General features: G+C 38.3%; 18 protein-coding genes. 9 read left to right on the top strand and 9 right to left on the bottom strand.

Translation table 11 applies throughout. The features are described 5' to 3' along the window. Positions 1–179: 179 nt before the first annotated feature. Positions 180–314, top strand: coding sequence for a sporulation histidine kinase inhibitor Sda (sda, locus tag ACFQWC_RS04685; RefSeq protein WP_044336757.1), 135 nt, complete (start codon positions 180–182; stop codon positions 312–314). A gap of 108 nt (positions 315–422) precedes the next feature. On the opposite strand, the gene ACFQWC_RS04680 is transcribed toward sda, so the two are convergent. The 3 genes from ACFQWC_RS04680 to ACFQWC_RS04670 form a co-directional block, all read right to left on the bottom strand. Beyond that, positions 423–551, bottom strand: coding sequence for a hypothetical protein (locus ACFQWC_RS04680; RefSeq protein ID WP_299737475.1), 129 nt, complete (start codon positions 549–551; stop codon positions 423–425). Between the two features lie 174 nt (positions 552–725). Then, entirely contained in the window at positions 726–1,952 is a 1,227-nt protein-coding gene (gene odhB, locus ACFQWC_RS04675) for a 2-oxoglutarate dehydrogenase complex dihydrolipoyllysine-residue succinyltransferase (RefSeq protein ID WP_377106257.1), read from the bottom strand. Between the two features lie 19 nt (positions 1,953–1,971). Beyond that, on the bottom strand, positions 1,972–4,818 hold the full coding sequence (locus ACFQWC_RS04670) for a 2-oxoglutarate dehydrogenase E1 component (protein WP_377106255.1): 2,847 nt from the start codon (positions 4,816–4,818) through the stop codon (positions 1,972–1,974). Positions 4,819–5,391: 573 nt separating this feature from the next. Between ACFQWC_RS04670 and ACFQWC_RS04665 the strand changes: the two genes are divergently transcribed. After that, positions 5,392–5,904 (top strand): Hsp20/alpha crystallin family protein, encoded by a 513-nt coding sequence (locus ACFQWC_RS04665; protein WP_299737481.1) that lies wholly within the window; start codon positions 5,392–5,394, stop codon positions 5,902–5,904. Positions 5,905–5,928: 24 nt separating this feature from the next. On the opposite strand, the gene ACFQWC_RS04660 is transcribed toward ACFQWC_RS04665, so the two are convergent. Together ACFQWC_RS04660 and ACFQWC_RS04655 are read right to left on the bottom strand one after the other, a co-directional pair. Continuing rightward, a complete protein-coding gene (locus ACFQWC_RS04660; RefSeq protein ID WP_299737483.1) occupies positions 5,929–7,338 on the bottom strand; it encodes a HAMP domain-containing sensor histidine kinase in 1,410 nt (469 codons plus the stop codon). Next, positions 7,335–8,015: a response regulator transcription factor gene (locus ACFQWC_RS04655; protein ID WP_299737485.1), complete on the bottom strand. Its 681-nt coding sequence runs from the start codon at positions 8,013–8,015 to the stop codon at positions 7,335–7,337. Before ACFQWC_RS04655 ends, ACFQWC_RS04660 begins: the two co-directional genes overlap by 4 nt. A 357-nt stretch (positions 8,016–8,372) precedes the next feature. Between ACFQWC_RS04655 and ACFQWC_RS04650 the strand changes: the two genes are divergently transcribed. Further along, the gene (locus ACFQWC_RS04650; protein ID WP_377106252.1) at positions 8,373–9,593 is read left to right on the top strand and encodes an MFS transporter; all 1,221 of its coding nucleotides are present in this window, start codon (positions 8,373–8,375) and stop codon (positions 9,591–9,593) included. 185 nt (positions 9,594–9,778) lie between these two features. After that, positions 9,779–9,955 carry a hypothetical protein gene (locus ACFQWC_RS04645; RefSeq protein WP_377106250.1) on the top strand — a complete coding sequence of 59 codons (177 nt, stop codon included), beginning with the start codon at positions 9,779–9,781 and terminating at the stop codon, positions 9,953–9,955. A gap of 54 nt (positions 9,956–10,009) precedes the next feature. On the opposite strand, the gene ACFQWC_RS04640 is transcribed toward ACFQWC_RS04645, so the two are convergent. Next, entirely contained in the window at positions 10,010–10,474 is a 465-nt protein-coding gene (locus ACFQWC_RS04640) for an NUDIX hydrolase (RefSeq protein ID WP_299737492.1), read from the bottom strand. Between the two features lie 373 nt (positions 10,475–10,847). On the opposite strand from ACFQWC_RS04640, the gene ACFQWC_RS04635 reads away from it, so the two are divergent. From ACFQWC_RS04635 to ACFQWC_RS04620, 4 genes are all read left to right on the top strand, one after another. Beyond that, complete coding sequence (locus ACFQWC_RS04635) at positions 10,848–11,573, top strand: LamB/YcsF family protein (RefSeq protein ID WP_377106248.1); 726 nt, start codon at positions 10,848–10,850, stop codon at positions 11,571–11,573. Positions 11,574–11,648: 75 nt separating this feature from the next. Continuing rightward, positions 11,649–11,939: a hypothetical protein gene (locus ACFQWC_RS04630; protein ID WP_299737497.1), complete on the top strand. Its 291-nt coding sequence runs from the start codon at positions 11,649–11,651 to the stop codon at positions 11,937–11,939. A 19-nt stretch (positions 11,940–11,958) separates the two neighbouring features. Beyond that, positions 11,959–12,501, top strand: a complete 543-nt coding sequence (locus tag ACFQWC_RS04625) for a 2'-5' RNA ligase family protein (protein WP_377106246.1) — start codon at positions 11,959–11,961, stop codon at positions 12,499–12,501. Positions 12,502–12,556: 55 nt separating this feature from the next. Then, complete coding sequence (locus ACFQWC_RS04620; protein ID WP_299737501.1) at positions 12,557–12,964, top strand: secondary thiamine-phosphate synthase enzyme YjbQ; 408 nt, start codon at positions 12,557–12,559, stop codon at positions 12,962–12,964. Between the two features lie 126 nt (positions 12,965–13,090). Here the strand turns inward: ACFQWC_RS04620 and ACFQWC_RS04615 are convergent, their stop codons facing one another. After that, the gene (locus tag ACFQWC_RS04615) at positions 13,091–13,480 is read right to left on the bottom strand and encodes a thiol-disulfide oxidoreductase DCC family protein (RefSeq protein ID WP_299737504.1); all 390 of its coding nucleotides are present in this window, start codon (positions 13,478–13,480) and stop codon (positions 13,091–13,093) included. 84 nt (positions 13,481–13,564) lie between these two features. Next, the gene (locus ACFQWC_RS04610) at positions 13,565–14,143 is read right to left on the bottom strand and encodes a histidine phosphatase family protein (protein WP_299737506.1); all 579 of its coding nucleotides are present in this window, start codon (positions 14,141–14,143) and stop codon (positions 13,565–13,567) included. Positions 14,144–14,268: 125 nt separating this feature from the next. On the opposite strand from ACFQWC_RS04610, the gene ACFQWC_RS04605 reads away from it, so the two are divergent. Then, the gene (locus ACFQWC_RS04605; protein WP_299737508.1) at positions 14,269–15,123 is read left to right on the top strand and encodes an STAS domain-containing protein; all 855 of its coding nucleotides are present in this window, start codon (positions 14,269–14,271) and stop codon (positions 15,121–15,123) included. 49 nt (positions 15,124–15,172) lie between these two features. Here the strand turns inward: ACFQWC_RS04605 and ACFQWC_RS04600 are convergent, their stop codons facing one another. Then, complete coding sequence (locus tag ACFQWC_RS04600; protein WP_299737510.1) at positions 15,173–15,667, bottom strand: hypothetical protein; 495 nt, start codon at positions 15,665–15,667, stop codon at positions 15,173–15,175. Positions 15,668–16,068 lie beyond the last annotated feature (401 nt).

The following is a 16,068-nucleotide window of genomic DNA, read 5'->3' as shown; positions in this document are numbered from 1 at the left end:
TGTCCAACCACTTTATATAGACAAAAAACATCTTTTCTAAACCTTTTTCTACATAATAACTAAAAATACTACTTTAGACGTAAATTATGAAAAAACCCTTTTCAAATGAGTATTTTCTATGTAGAATAAATAGAAAATATAGAAAATTCTATATTTTACACATTCCTGGGAGGTTGGTCATGAAAATCTTAAGTAATGAACAGTTGGTTGCAGCTTATCGTGATGCTGAGAAGCAAGGGAATGATCAAGACTGGATTTTACTTCTTAAGAAAGAAATTCGTAACCGAGGATTGAAACCTTTTAGGAAATCTTGACAATGAGAATAAAAAAAGAATACTAGCTTATCTCACCCCCTGAGATGCGATTATTACGACAGACTCATCTTCACTTGAGTCTGTCTTTTTTCATTTTTGAAACAGACATTAACTGTGCTTCTTATACTTGGATCCATGGTATTCCTCAATTTGTTTGAATTGTTCATTATCCAACAATCCCAATTTATGAAAAAGATACGAATACTGAATCACTTTTTTTGAATTGAAGTTCTTCATCGTTACACCTTCCCTCATTATTCATGTCCCAGAGTTTCCTTTAGGAAACTTTATTTTAGTTATCCATATTTTATTCTCTTAGTAAAAAAATGTGAAAAAAAAGCTGATCCACAACCCATTAATGGATATATGAATCAGCAAAACATTCATCTATTCTTATTCAATCAGGACTACTTAACCTTCAAGCAGTAAGTCTTCTGGATTCTCAAGTAAATCTTTCACCATTGCAAGGAATCCAACCGCTTCTTTTCCATCAATGATTCTATGATCATATGATAAAGCAATGTACATCATCGGACGATTTTCCATTGTATCCTTATCAATGGCCACTGGGCGAAGTTGAATCTTATGCATCCCTAAAATACCAACTTGCGGTCCATTTAAAATTGGAGTAGATAGTAATGAACCGAATACCCCACCATTTGTAATCGTGAATGAACCACCTTGCAGATCCCCAAGAGATAATTTGTTGTTTCTGGCCTTAGTAGCCAGTTCCATAATTTCCCCTTCGATTTCTGCAAAGTTCTTTCGCTCACAATCGCGTACGACCGGGACAACCAATCCATCATCCGTAGACACGGCTACGCCGACATCATAGAATTTCTTAAGAACGATTTCATCCCCATCAATTTCAGCGTTCACGTATGGGAATTTCTTAAGGGCTGCTACGACTGCTTTTGTAAAGAAACTCATGAAACCGAGCCTTACATCATGGTCATCAAAGAATTTATCCTTTTTACGTTTACGTAATTCCATTACTTTACTCATATCAATTTCATTAAACGTTGTAAGCATTGCAGCTGTTTGCTGAACCTCTACCAAGCGTTTCGCAATTGTTTGACGACGGCGGGACATCTTCTCACGAACCACTGGCTTTCCATCATCTTTCTTAGAAGGTGCCTTCTTCTCTTCCGCAGCAGGTTTAGAAGGAGCAGCAGCAGGTTTGTTGCTATAGGCTTCAATGTCCTGCTTACGAACACGTCCTAATGGATCTGTTGGCACATCGGAAAGGTCGATGCCTTTTTCACGTGCCAATTTGCGAGCCGCAGGAGAAGCGATTGGACGATTCTTCTTGTCCTCTTTGGCTGGCGCAACTTCAGTTTTCTTCTCTTCTTGCTTAGGAGCAGATGCATTTTCCTGAGTTTCAGGAGTTGCTGGAGCTTCCCCTCCTGCACCAACAATGGCAATAACTTGACCGACTTCAACCGTATCGCCTTCATCAGCTTTCAGTTCTTGTATCGTACCTGCTTCTTCTGAAATGACTTCAACATTTACTTTATCTGTTTCCAGCTCAACGATGTACTCACCCTTTTCCACATAATCCCCTGGTTGTTTCAACCATTGAGCAATTGTACCTTCTGTAATTGATTCTGCTAATTCTGGAACTTTAATTTCTGCCACTGTGATGTCCTCCTCTTTCTTATCGAGTTAACGCTTCATTTATAATTCGTGATTGCTCTTTTTTGTGTACTGTTGGTTCACCTTCTGATGGACTTGAACGTCTGCGACGGCCGACATAATGCACCTCAACACCATCAGGTGCAATGTCACGGAGCCGTGATTCTGCAAATGTCCATGCTCCCATATTCTTAGGTTCTTCTTGAATCCATACAATTTCTTTAAGGTTTGAATATCTTTCCAGAATGGCTGATATATCACCTTTAGGGAAAGGATAAATTTCTTCTACTCTAAGAATGTGTAACCAATCTTTATCATCGATATCTTGAAGCTTCTCTTCTAAATCAATCGCAATTTTCCCGCTGCACAGTACAACCCGTTCAACAGTATCCTGGTTCTCTCCAAGACCCTTTTGTTCCAGGACTGAATGGAATTCTCCATGGGCTAATTCCTCGGCTGTGACAGCTGCGAATTGATTTCGGAGCAAACTTTTCGGCGTCATGATTACTAGTGGCCTTACTTCGTCTTTTTGTAAAATGGCAGCCTGACGTCTAAGAATATGGAAGTATTGACCAGCTGTAGAACAGTTGGCAACCGTCCAGTTATATTCTCCACCCAGTTGCAGGAATCGTTCTAGGCGAGCACTTGAGTGTTCTGGACCTTGACCTTCATATCCATGAGGCAGGAGCATGACCAGGCCGGTTTTTTGACCCCATTTTGCACGACCGGCTGAAATGAATTGATCGAACATCACCTGTGCCATATTGGAGAAGTCTCCAAATTGTGCCTCCCAAAGAACCAACGTCTCAGGTGCAAACACATTGTACCCATACTCATATCCAACAACAGCCGTTTCAGTAAGAGGACTATTAAGAACAACAAACGAAGCATGACTGTCATTCAGATTGTGTAAAGGAATGTATTCTTCACCGGATTTTTCATCATGAAGAACAAGGTGGCGTTGAGCAAATGTACCACGCTCTGAATCCTGTCCCGTTAATCGAATCGGCGTACCATCCTTCAAGATAGAGGCAAACGCCAACGTCTCAGCATGGGCCCAGTCAATTTTCCCTTTCCCTTCAAACACCTGACTTCGTCTCTTTAGGATGCGCTCTAATTTCTTGAACACATTAAATCCTTCTGGCCATTGAAGCAGTTCACTGTTTAAACCTTCAAGCTTATTAAAATCGACACTCGTATTAATATCCGGTAAGCCATTTGCTACATATTCAGGTGGGGCAAGGACGGTATCAGGATCATCGTCTTTAGCCGGCACTTTATCGTAAGCCGCTTTTAATGCTTCTTCGATGTCGTTATCCATTTTCTCTACATCTGCTTCTGTAAGGATTCCTTCTGAGATTAATTTTTCAGCATAAAGCTTCTTGACGTTAGGATGGTTTTGAATGACAGAGTACATTAATGGATTCGTCACCATCGGTTCATCCATTTCGTTATGACCAAAACGACGGTAGCCGATCAAATCAATGACAAAGTCTTTTCCAAAGGTTTTACGATATTCATAGGCGAGCACCGCTGCCGCAAGACAAGCTTCAGGATCATCTGCATTGACATGGACAATCGGCACTTCAAAGCCTTTGGCAGTATCAGATGCATATTTAGTAGAACGTGAATCACGGCTTTCAGTCGTGAAACCGATCATATTGTTCGCAATGAGGTGAATGGATCCACCCGTATTATATCCTCGTAATTGGCTCATATTTAATGTTTCAGCTACAACACCTTGTCCAGGGAAGGCAGCATCTCCGTGAATCATGATAGCATAGGAAGATTCCGGTGATTGTTCTGGATAACCTCTATCTTCACGAACTTCTTGTGCAGCACGTGTGTAACCAGCAACAATGGGGCTCACAACCTCTAAGTGACTTGGGTTATTCGCCAGAGTGACACGTGCTCTAGCTGTTGACGACTGTAGAGGTGAGATTTCACGATCAGCACCTAAATGATACTTTACATCACCTGTCCATCCGAATGTAATTCCAATCGAGCCTTCTGAAGGAATCAGATCCTTACTTGGAGCATGTTGGAATTCCGCAAAAATCATTTCATACGGTTTACCGATGACATGGGCCAGCACGTTTAAGCGACCTCGGTGTGCCATACCGATATTGACTGTTTTAGCACCTGATTCAACTGAATAACGAACCATTTCATCCAGTAAAGGTACCATAGAATCCAGTCCTTCAATGGAGAAACGCTTCTGACCAACAAACGTACGGTGAACATATTTTTCAAATCCATCCACTTCGGCAAGTCGTTTTAATAACGCAAGTTTCTTATCCTTTGAAAGTGGAGTGAAATAGGATTCTGATTCAATCTTTTCTCTTAACCAATTCTTTTCTTCAAGCTCATGAACATGAGCATATTCAAATGCCAATTTTTTAGTATAGACCTGTCTTAAGTGATTGATTGCCTGCAAACCATCCTTTATGTGAGAAGGTGCATTCGGGCATAAGAAATCAACAGGTATCTGCTTTAAATCCTCTTCAGATAAATTAAATTCAGCCAGTTCAATTCTTCTTGTGTCTTTGTTTCGGTCATTAAGGGGATTAATATCCGCAGCTAAATGACCATATGTACGAATATTATCTGCCAATTTAACTGCAGCTACCATTTTGCTTAACGCAGTAGGTTGTGCTGGTAAAGTGAATGATGTATCCCCATGCTGAGCGCTTGCGATTACTTGTACGTCTTCAGCTGTAGGAGGGCCCCATTGTTCGAATAATTCTTTCAATTCAGGATCCACGTCAGATGGATCCTCCAAGAATTGTTCATAAACCTCCATTACATAGCCCAGGTTCGGTCCGTAAAACGATTGCCACGGTTCCCCTTTTGCCGATTGTTTTTTCATTGTGAAAAACCTCCAACTATTTTGCCAGTTAGTATAATTTGGGTATCATGTATTCTTACAATTTTTAAGCTGTGTTTCATTATGCAAGAATAGTAATTTTTAACACATTAAAACGCTTACAAGGACATTTTATCACTGTGCAGTAGTAAGATAAAGTCTTAATGACAAATTTCTCAAAATTTTGTTTTCCCCTTCATTTTTAAGGTTATTACTTATATTCCCATAATAAATTGCACGAAAACCTTTTTGATAATCGACTATTCTGAAATAATATTTTATTAAGCGCTTTCTCTTTCACCTTCTTGTATCCCTGTTATGAGGGTACTTTTTTCATAAACCATCTTACTACTGTTACTAAAAAAAACCAAATATTTTTTGTTATTTTTCATTAATTTTTCTATATTATAAGCTTTTCAGAATGATAGATAGATCTTATGAGTTGAAAATTCATCCCAGGGCTTTATTACTTTTTCCATTCTTCTCCTTCAAGCAGATGAACTTTTCGCCTATGCATTGCATAGACTATAACAATCATGGCGGTTGGCCTATATAGATTAAAGCGAGGTGGTTCACATGTTCCCGTGGAGTTTATTCCCTTTCAATAAAGAAATGAAAGATCAAATGAACCAGATGAATCCGAAAGAAATGGATTCCTATATACAAGGTATGATGAAAAAGATGTTCCCGGGCGGATGGGAGAGTATGATGAATCCGAATGATTTGATGAACGGGGCGCAATCCTTTATGAATCCGATTGGTAATCAAGGGCAGAAATCTCAGGGGGGGCAGGCTTCTCCTTCTTCTACTTCAATACCTGCAAATGTTTTTGAATCCTTTGAGGATATTTACATCCGCTTTCACGTTCCAAATGAAGAGTGGATGAAGCAATTGAAAATATACCATACGTCGAATCAGGCCATTATCGAGAACATCCCGGAGAATGGGGAAAGACAGGTCATCACACTCCCTTGTCTAGTGAAGAAAAAAGGCGCAGTGGCTCAATTCAAGGACGGCATATTAGAACTGAAAATACCTAAAAGCATCGACATGCAATATACAGAAATAGACGTCTCAGATAAATATTGAGACGTCTTGACATGTAGAATACATTTAATTAGCGTACTTAAGAGACAGTCGCACAATGGTACCTGCAGGTTCGTTCCTTAAGGCTTTAATTTCACCGTCGTAATTTTGAATAAGCTTTGATGCAATCGCTAACCCCAAGCCATACCCGCCTTTTTCACGACTTCTAGCCTTATCCACACGGTAGAACCGGTCAAAGATTTTTGGAAGATCTTCTTCTGGAATACCGATCCCTTCGTCTTTCACCTCGATCATCACTTCTTCTTCACGATCCATTAATTTTATCTCAATGTTTGAATCCATCTCAGAGTATTTCACGGCATTATCTAACAGGATGATCATGATTTGTTCAAGATGCCTTGGCATAATAGATACCGCAGCGTCGTTATCCAACTCATACAAGCAGGAAAAAGTGTGTTCTTGATGTAAAAATTTAAAATCTCTAATTGTCTTTTCAACTACTTTTTGTGCATTGGCCCGAGCGTTTTGCAGATCGAATTTCTCCCGATCCGCCCTGGAAAGTTCTAATAGTTCACCTATAAGCCTTTTCACTCTTTCAAGTTCTTCCAATGACACCTGTAAAGATTCTTCCAGTATCGTTGGATCTTTTTTTCCCCACCTGTTCAAAAGAGCCAGGTGTCCTTCTAATACCTGAATGGGCGTTCTTAATTCATGCGATGCATCTTCAACAAATTGCTGTTGCTGCTGAAACGATTTCTCAATTTGGCTCATCATCTTATTGAAAATTTGCGATAGGTCACTGATTTCATCATGGGCCTTCACAATCTCCACTCTTTCATGAAATCCTTTCCTTTCAATCGATCTCATTGTTTCAGAAAGCTTATTTAGTGGACGTACAAAGCTTCTAGCCATGAAATAGCCGATAATTGCACTGATCAAGAGCGCTAATACCCCGGTGATGGTCATCATCCAGAACAGGTTCTTCATGATCTTTTCATACCGGTTTAAAGGCTGGATGATTTCAATATATCCGTTGAATTGACTAGATCTTATCGGAGATCTCCCAATAAGCATTTGTTTTCCCTCAGATTCAATAAGTGTAACTGTCTTCTCTCTGACGGGTTGAAAAGGAACGTAAAAAGCCCATTCATTTTCACCTTGAATTTCCGATACTTGATTCCCCTGACGATCTAAAATACGAATAGTCTGGTCTTTTTCAGCTATTTGCTTCATCAAATCCCTGCTATCATAAATGTCCTGCAGCTGTATATTTGGCCCTTTTTGTTTAAAAAACACCGTAATTTCATCCAGCACACGACTAAAGTTATTTTCTTCTTCATCCACCATCCATTTATTGATTGCATGATATTGAAAAAAACTAAATAAGAAAAAGGCAAGGAATATGGCTGAACCAGCGGCTAATGCCCACTTCACTTTAAGAGAAGAGGGCTTAAATCGATTCATGAATGTATTCATGTCCTCATCACATACCCGGTACCACGTACAGTTTGGATATAGCTATCTTCGTCAGGCGAATCAATTTTATTTCGTAGGTATCTTACATAAACATCCACTACGTTCGTTTCAACCTCGGTATCATACCCCCACACTTTATTGAGAAGGACTTCACGGGTCAAAACAATATTTTTATTTTCCAAAAAGGCGAGTAAAAGGTCATACTCCCTTTTCGTAACCTCGATTTCATGTTCAAGCTTAAATACTTGCCGTGACTCCTTTTGAACGGTGATATCACGGTAATGATACGTTGTTTGAGCTGAAGCTGCTTCTTCATTTCCTGCTCGTCTAAATACGGCCCTCAATCTCGCTAACAGTTCTTCAATAGCAAAAGGCTTTACGATATAATCATCGGCACCACTGTCCAATCCTGATACACGATCCATTACACTATCCCTTGCCGTGATCATGAGGATCGGAATAGCTTTCACTTGCCGTATTCTTCTGCAAACCTCAAGTCCGTTTAAATTCGGCAGCATTAGATCTAATAAAATGATGTCCCAATCCTCGTTTATACCTTTCTCTAACCCCCCTCTTCCATCATAGGCAAGCCCCACTTCATATCCTTCATATTTAAGTTCCAGTTCAATGAACCGAGAGAGATTTTTTTCATCTTCTATGACTAAAATTCTTTTCACATAAATCACCTGCTCTAAATGCTTAATATCACTTATTTTATTTTACTTTTGCTAAAAATATAATCATTAAGCGCTTGAAAGATTTCAATACCTTGATACGTCATTAAAGTAATGGCAGTAAAACTGAAAAATAAAATAGGAATTATTCGAATCCACATGGTTCTTACCTCCCTTTTATCAATACTGCCATTTTCCTCCTCTTTCATTAAAATTGAGTGAGAAAAAGGTAAGTTTTTAGTTAGAGAAAAAAAGACGCAATCAGTTTACATAATATTATTATAATGAAATAAATAGGTAGTATGAAAATGCTCTTGTTGAAGAAAATAAACGTGTATAAATAAGAATGAGGTGCACGAAATGGAAAGCAAGAAAAAATTAGATCTACTGGCGTTATCCTCTATTCCTTTAGTTATGACACTCGGGAATTCCATGTTGATCCCTGTCCTTCCTCAATTAGAAAAGGAGCTAAACATTACGGGGTTTCAATCAAGCTTAATCATTACCGTTTACTCTATTATAGCCATTCTTTGTATTCCAATAGCCGGTTACTTATCCGATCGTATCGGAAGGAAAAATATTCTGATACCCAGCTTGATCATTGCAGGAATCGGTGGCCTCATTTGTGGATTTGCTTCAATTTACGGTTCGAACGCCTATATTTTTGTTATTGTAGGAAGGATTGTTCAAGGAATTGGAGCAGCCGGAGCCTTCCCAGTCGTCATTCCTACAGTAGGAGACCTGTATGAGGATGATGATCAAATCACCAAGGGATTGGGTTTAATCGAAACATCCAATACTTTCGGCAAGGTGCTAAGCCCGATACTCGGAGCGTTATTTGCTGCATGGATCTGGTTTATCCCATTCTTTTCCATACCTGTATTTTCAATTCTTTCGATTCTTCTGATTGTCGTATTTGTGAAAGTTCCACCAAAAAAAGGAGAAGAAGCGGAACAATCGATTAAGGAATTTGTTCATGAGGTGGTAATCGTCCTTGGGAAGGAAAAGAAATGGATTTTCGGCATCTTCATCATTGGAATCATTTCCATGTTTACCTTATTTGGCTTTTTATATTATTTATCAACCAGATTAGAGCAAGCTTATGGAATAAACGGAGTGATGAAGGGACTATATTTAGCGGTTCCACTCCTTTTCTTATGTCTTACCTCCTACATAACTGGGAAAGTGATTGGTAAGAGTAAAGAGAAGATGAAGTGGGTCATCGTCTTTGGTTCCCTTATGACTTCGGTTGCATTCCTTCCATTAATCTTCACTGAAGGAAAATGGGTTATATTGAGTATTTTTTCGATTGCGGGAATTGGAATGGGCGCAGCCCTTCCTTGTTTGGATGCACTTATTACAGAAGGAATTGAAAAAGAGCATCGTGGAACCATCACCTCTATTTACAGTTCAATGAGGTTTACAGGTGTCGCTTTAGGGCCTCCTATAGTAGCATTGATTGAACCTTTGAGTACCTTTATCATTTTCATAGTTCTAAGTCTATTTTCCAGCCTGGTTGGAATGCTTTTCATTAAGGTTCCGGAAACTCCCCCGCAAGCTGTCTCAACTAAAAAGGCTTAAGGGTTCATTCCTTGATGAAAGAAAAAACGGAGCTGAATGCAGGCTCCGTTTTTTTCAATTGCATTCCTACATCTGCTGAGTAGAATAAAGAAAGCTCGTTCTTTACGACCCAACATGTTTATTACGATTCATAATGTGGTAGATATATCCATAAACATGAAAGGGATAGTAAGGGAGGAATATATATGACTTGGATAATCGTGATTGTTTCTCTTTTTGTACTTCTCATTCTGGCTGAAGAAGGCATTAATTATTTTCTACGTACAAAAGTAATTGATCATCACCCCAATGCGAAAAGAAGCGAAGGAAAGATGAAATCGTTGTTTCATAAAGTAAAGTTAAAACTGACTCATTCACAGTAAGTAGTACTACATAGTCTAAAGGGTGGAGAAGTTCTTCTCTGCCTTCCACTTAATTCACTTCTTTGACACAATATGGATTGTTTCATTTGGTTGATGTAATAACATATCTTTAACCTCTTGAGGATATAATTGTACTTCAGAAAGTTCTTCAATTGGAATCCACTTGTATAATAAACGCTCCCCTTCCAGCCCATGAAAGGGATCCTTTTGAAAAATTGCCCTGTCTTTAGCTTTCACTTTATAGTAAAATCCAATTTCATGGAAATCCCATTCTTTATATGGAAAGAAATTTTCGTTCACCATGATCAATTGTTCTATAATAATTTCAACTCCTAGTTCCTCTTGCATTTCCCTCTTTAAACTTTCCTGTGATGCTTCTCCCATGACGACTCTTCCACCGGGCAACGACCAGTAATTGTCTTCCACTTGCTTATGTAATAAAATATGGTCCTGTTCTACCCAGATGGCCACTACTCTGTAATTAAAAACGTTTTGGTTTTGTTTAAATACAAGATCCATTTGACCCCTCCTTCCCCTTCATTCTAACCATTGTCTAAAAATACACAAAAAGAAGACAAAAGCTTCAGCAAAACTTTTGTCTCCAAAGGAAAGAAATTAGAATGGGTCTTACATAATAAAGATTTAAACAAAAAGAAAGCTACCCCACTTTCTTTTTGTTTAGGGAGTGATAAATCCTTATTCATAAGCAAGATTCATTGTATCGGGTGAAAAAGTGAAATCTATTAGAACAAGATTAAAATTTGATGAGAAAATCATTTTCTCCCTTAATCCTCCTCTACTCTATCAGAAAAGCATCCAGATTAAATTTATGGTATGATAGATAAGAATTCAGAATGTTACAATTCATTCTAAAGGATGAAAGGATGGAAAAATGAAAATCGATTTAAACTGTGATTTAGGAGAAAGTTTTGGTACATATACAATAGGACAAGATGAGGAAATGATGAAATTCGTTTCCTCCGTCAATGTCGCATGCGGATTCCATGCAGGGGATCCCCTCGTAATGAAACAAACCGTTACAAATGCATTAAATCACAACCTAAAGATTGGTGCTCACCCTGGATTACCTGACCTTCAAGGGTTTGGAAGAAGAATGATGCATGTAACCCCTGAAGAAGCATATGCCCTTGTACAATATCAGATTGGCGCCCTCCTCGCTTTCGTCAAGGCACAGGGAGGCATGTTATCTCACGTAAAGCCTCATGGTGCACTTTATAATATGGCAGCGAAGGATTCCGATCTGGCAACCTCGATTGCTAAAGCCGTATACGACCTTGACCCCGGATTAACTTTATTCGGCCTTTCCCAAAGTGAGCTGACAAAAGCAGGAGAAGAAATAGGGTTGCGTGTCGCTTATGAAGTATTTGCCGATCGAACCTATCAATCTGACGGTTCACTTACTCCACGATCACTTCCCAATGCCGTACTGCATGATGAAAACGAAGTGGAGAAGCAAGTATTACGAATGGTGGAGAAACAAGAGGTAGTTTCCACAGATGGTGAGGTATTGTCAATTAAAGCAGATACCATTTGTCTTCATGGTGACAACACAGCTGCGTTAAACCTTGCTAAAAGGTTATATAAAAAGTTAAGTTGAATTCTAAAAGGGCTGTACTGCCCTTTTTCATTCCTTTAGTCGAATATATGCTTTAGAAGATAGGAGTATTTTCTGATGAATAAGACGTTACTACTGGAAGGATTCCGCTGGATGTTCATCTTACTTGTTGCTTGCGTTATTATTCTATATGGCTATCAGCGGTTCCTTTTGCATTCAAGCATTGAAACATCTCTACAAACTGTAGCTCCCGATTCTACCATCATTGGCATCATTCAAACTCATACAACAGATAATAAAGAAAAAGTGTATAAAGCTCTATACAAGACAAAAGACGGAAAGTGCTACAGAGCTTCTTTCGAGCGTAAGAAGCACATATTCATAAGAGATCAAGAAGAATCCTGTTAACAAAATGGAGGATTATGTGATGAAACGAGCCATTCATATTTTCCCACAACTTGAATTAGTAGAAGAAATCCAAAGGATCAGAACAACACACGACCCATTATGGGATAAAATCCCTCCCCACATTACACTCGTTTTCCCTTTCACTTCAAATTTATCTAACAGTGAAATCATATCACATGTACAAAGCATTGCTAATCGATTGCAACCATTCAGCCTGCTATTAAAAGAAATAACAGGGTCCTCTGGTGAATATTTATTTCTTAATGTAAAAAAAGGGAATGATTCCATCATTCATTTACATGATGAACTGTATAAAGGAGTACTAACACCTTTTCGTAACCCCTCTTTTACGTACATTCCTCATATCACCTTGGGGAGGATTGATTTAAAAGAAGAATTCCATCGCGCCTTAAAAGAATATAGAAATTGGAGTGAAAGTTTCCATACAGAAGTAAAAGAAATCGTTATCGAGGAAATAAATGAACAGGATGTTTCCAATGTAATCAGTGTAATACCACTTTATAGCCAGCACCATATTGATAAAGAGAACGGCTGGTTTTGAACAAGCCATTTGGTGGAATGTAGAGAATAAGACTTACATAGAAAGGGTCATTGTTATGATAAAAACTCTTACAATCGATACAAAAAAGCGCGATGAAATGATTGATATTACCACATATGTCCAAGACATCATCACCAACGCAGAAATGAAGGAAGGTCTTGTGGTGGTTCAATCCTTGCACACAACAGCCGGAATCACGGTGAATGAAAATGCCGATCCTGATGTAAAAACAGATTTTCTACGTCGATTAGATGAGGTATATCCATGGGAACATACTCTGGATCTTCATGGAGAAGGAAACACAGCCGCCCATTTAAAGACGAGTACGGTCGGCCACTCTCAAACAATCATCGTCACTAATGGTGAACTTCTTCTGGGAACCTGGCAAGGTATTTACCTTTGTGAATTTGATGGACCGCGTTCAAGAAGAAAAGTTTCGGTTAAAACGATTCAAAGTCAATAATCATACTAAAGCGAATCGGCTTGAAAAATAGCAATAAGCATAGGGCTCTAACCTCCAAGCATGATGACGACATTAATGATAAATCCTATAGAACGAAAAGACTCGAGGACGTTTCCTCGAGTCTTTCTATTCTATAAAACGGTCTTTCATGTTTTGCGAAGGCAGCATACAGGATTCTTGTTTTCCGAACCATTTGTATCTATTTGCGGCAATCCACCTGTATACCCTGTCCCTTAGGGGCTTGGGAATGATCTTAAACACGCCGAAAAGCTTCCATGGCCATGTTAAATGAGAGCACACCTTTAAAGCGGCAGTTGATTCAACATACGATTTATGATCGTCGATTAAAACGAAGCTATCTGTCGTTTGAGGAATCTTATGCTTCTTTAATAATTCTTGACCAATTTCACTTTGTAAGGAAGCAAATTGAAAGAGTCCCTTTGGATCACGATTTATAATAAACTGTACGCTACTATTACAGAAATTACATATACCATCAAACAAAATAATCGCCATTAGATCACACCATTCACATCTAATTATAGTAGAATTCTTTACATCACTCTGAGGAGGTAAACGCTCCCGTTCTCACTCACATCTTTATTCATGCTCCGATAAATGACCTACTTCATTATAAGAATGGACATTCCATCGTTTATTTGTGAAATGGAGATTGGTCAGGCAGCCGTTAAATAGTTTCACGTGGTTCACACCTACCTCCTCTTTATGAAACTCTCGCAATATTGCACTGATGACCGCACCGTGAGCAACCAGCAATACATTCTGGTCAGGAAACTGATCATGAATCTCTCTCAGTCCCTCCTGGATCCTATCGATCAACACTTCGTACGATTCCATATTCGGAAAGATAAAATCAGGATATTGCTTTTCTCTTTCTTCACGGGACATCCCCTCCCCATCTCCAAAATAACGTTCTTTGAAATGGTCCATCTCAACAATCGGCAATTCCAAGGCTTCATTAATAATGTCTGCCGTTTTCCTGGCTCTCACCAAAGAAGTAGTAATCAGAACATCCCAATGTGATTTCTCTAGAAATTCTCTGCATTCTTCTGCTTGAAGCTTTCCTGTTTCATTTAATGGAATATCCGTCTGACCTTGTAATTTCCCATTAAGATTCCAATCAGTTTGACCATGGCGTACTAAACATATATGAGTCATTTCATTTACTCCTTCTATTGAAAGCTATAATTCTAATAGAATTTATGATATACTATATTACCATTAATAGAGACTATTTCGAAAGTTTTAAATAAATAAGCAGTATAAGGAGTTGGCTGAGGAGAATGAGAGATGAATTAGTGTATCTAGGACAAGAAATTGTTTCACATAAATCCGATATTGCTCAGGGCGTAATTGAATACCAGGAAAAACGGTATTCTGAACAACTTAAGTTTTCTGGAGTGAAAATGGAGCAAGTCACGGAATGGAGAATTGAATTAATTCAAATGCTGGGAGAATCTTTACAAGAAGAGCAAAAAGATTCTCTCATTAAGATAAGCGAGTGGACACAGAAGGTAGGAAAAATAGCACTTGAAAAAGGCATTCCACTAAATGAATCGTTAAAAACACTATCAGCATTCCGGACTACTATTTGGGATATTTTCACTAAACAGATCAGCGATAATCAAATAACAGCCTCTCTTATGCTGCAAGTAAACAAAAAGATTAACCCATTACTGGATGAAATTGCTTATCTTTTAAATGAGTTATTTGTAAAGCAGCAAAAAGATCAGCTAGCTCTTATTCATACTGCTATGGATGAACTTTCGGCACCGATTGTGCCGATTGCAGATAAAATTGCGATTCTTCCTCTCATTGGGGAAATTGACACTCATAGAGCCACGTCTATTATGGAAACGGCTCTAAAGAAAAGCTCTGAACTAGAATTGGACTATTTATTTATTGACATATCCGGTGTGGCAATCATGGACACCATGGTTTCTCATAATATTTACCAAATCATCAACGCTTTAAAGATGATGGGAGTACAATCGGTATTGACAGGTATCCGACCTGAATTTGCCCATACTTTAGGGAACCTCGGCATTACCTTCGACGACTTAAAAACAAGCTCAAGCTTAAAACAAGCCCTTGAAGACATCGGATTCACTCAATATGAAGTGGTTCTTCCTCTTTAATATAAGACCAGAAGCCATTTGCAGCATGGTTTCTGGTTTTTTGTTACTTCTATCCATTCGTTACCCTCTTTATTCTATGGTGAAATAATAGTTGAATACTTTGAACCGCCATGTATATTGGAATGGACCAATACATTTCATATCCTTTATCGAAATGAAAAAAGCCAATCTTTAACGTGAACCATTCCATCAAAAGAGAAAAAGATGTCCAAACCAATAAATAAGCAAGATTCATGACCCCTCTTATCTTTAATTTTTTATAGATGTATATAAAAAAATAACTGTAAGGACCATACATGATATAACTAATAAAATCGATCGCCTGGTAAGCTGAACTATCATTCACATCGTAAAAATCCCAAGGTGGAATACTGATCGTATGGTCATAAAACATCCCTATTGCTATGCCATAAATAAAGTAACTTAGCCCTTCCAGGAATGGGAATATTTTTGGAGTAATCCATATTACTATAAGGAGAGCAAGTAGACTAATGATGATAAACCACTCGTTTAAATCAAATGATCTTTCATATATTCTGTCCACTATTTTTCCCCTCCTTCTTCTGCATATGATAAAGCCCCTTTCCTATCCCAATACAAATGAATAAATATATTATGTTAATGATGGTTGTATTTAATAGGCTCCATTGAGGATAATCAAGCGTTTTAAAGTGAATATGAAGGACATCCAAAATAGTGATAAAAAATAAAAGGCTTAAGAAGAATATGACTTTATGAGTTCTTGATCTGTAATTCAAGTAGCCATTTATCATGATAATTCCAATCAATGGGAAAATACATTCCCGGTTTATCAGTAAGCTAATGAATTGAGTGACATCCTCTGAAGCCCTAATCCATTCCAGCTTGTTAGTCATAATCGTAATATAATTCGTTGAAACAATCGATAACAACATGAACTGTATGGAATTTGCAGTGAATGAAAGC

It is taken from the genome of Rossellomorea sp. GCM10028870 (assembly GCF_042666755.1).
Classification (GTDB): domain Bacteria; phylum Bacillota; class Bacilli; order Bacillales; family Bacillaceae_B; genus Rossellomorea.
This window is presented reverse-complemented; position numbering and strand designations above follow the sequence as displayed.

Bases quoted from the DNA above. Each gene is read 5' to 3' on its own strand.
- ACFQWC_RS04630 (WP_299737497.1), top strand. From the start codon at position 11,649: ATGAATAAGACGTTACTACTGGAAGGATTCCGCTGGATGTTCATCTTA.
- ACFQWC_RS04665 (WP_299737481.1), top strand. From the start codon at position 5,392: ATGTTCCCGTGGAGTTTATTCCCTTTCAATAAAGAAATGAAAGATCAA.
- ACFQWC_RS04640 (WP_299737492.1), bottom strand. From the start codon at position 10,474: ATGGATCTTGTATTTAAACAAAACCAAAACGTTTTTAATTACAGAGTA.
- ACFQWC_RS04650 (WP_377106252.1), top strand. From the start codon at position 8,373: ATGGAAAGCAAGAAAAAATTAGATCTACTGGCGTTATCCTCTATTCCT.
- ACFQWC_RS04605 (WP_299737508.1), top strand. From the start codon at position 14,269: ATGAGAGATGAATTAGTGTATCTAGGACAAGAAATTGTTTCACATAAA.
- ACFQWC_RS04610 (WP_299737506.1), bottom strand. From the start codon at position 14,143: ATGACTCATATATGTTTAGTACGCCATGGTCAAACTGATTGGAATCTT.
- sda (WP_044336757.1), top strand. From the start codon at position 180: ATGAAAATCTTAAGTAATGAACAGTTGGTTGCAGCTTATCGTGATGCT.
- ACFQWC_RS04635 (WP_377106248.1), top strand. From the start codon at position 10,848: ATGAAAATCGATTTAAACTGTGATTTAGGAGAAAGTTTTGGTACATAT.
- ACFQWC_RS04660 (WP_299737483.1), bottom strand. From the start codon at position 7,338: ATGAATACATTCATGAATCGATTTAAGCCCTCTTCTCTTAAAGTGAAG.
- ACFQWC_RS04670 (WP_377106255.1), bottom strand. From the start codon at position 4,818: ATGAAAAAACAATCGGCAAAAGGGGAACCGTGGCAATCGTTTTACGGA.
- ACFQWC_RS04625 (WP_377106246.1), top strand. From the start codon at position 11,959: ATGAAACGAGCCATTCATATTTTCCCACAACTTGAATTAGTAGAAGAA.
- ACFQWC_RS04620 (WP_299737501.1), top strand. From the start codon at position 12,557: ATGATAAAAACTCTTACAATCGATACAAAAAAGCGCGATGAAATGATT.
- ACFQWC_RS04680 (WP_299737475.1), bottom strand. From the start codon at position 551: ATGAAGAACTTCAATTCAAAAAAAGTGATTCAGTATTCGTATCTTTTT.
- ACFQWC_RS04615 (WP_299737504.1), bottom strand. From the start codon at position 13,480: ATGGCGATTATTTTGTTTGATGGTATATGTAATTTCTGTAATAGTAGC.
- ACFQWC_RS04645 (WP_377106250.1), top strand. From the start codon at position 9,779: ATGACTTGGATAATCGTGATTGTTTCTCTTTTTGTACTTCTCATTCTG.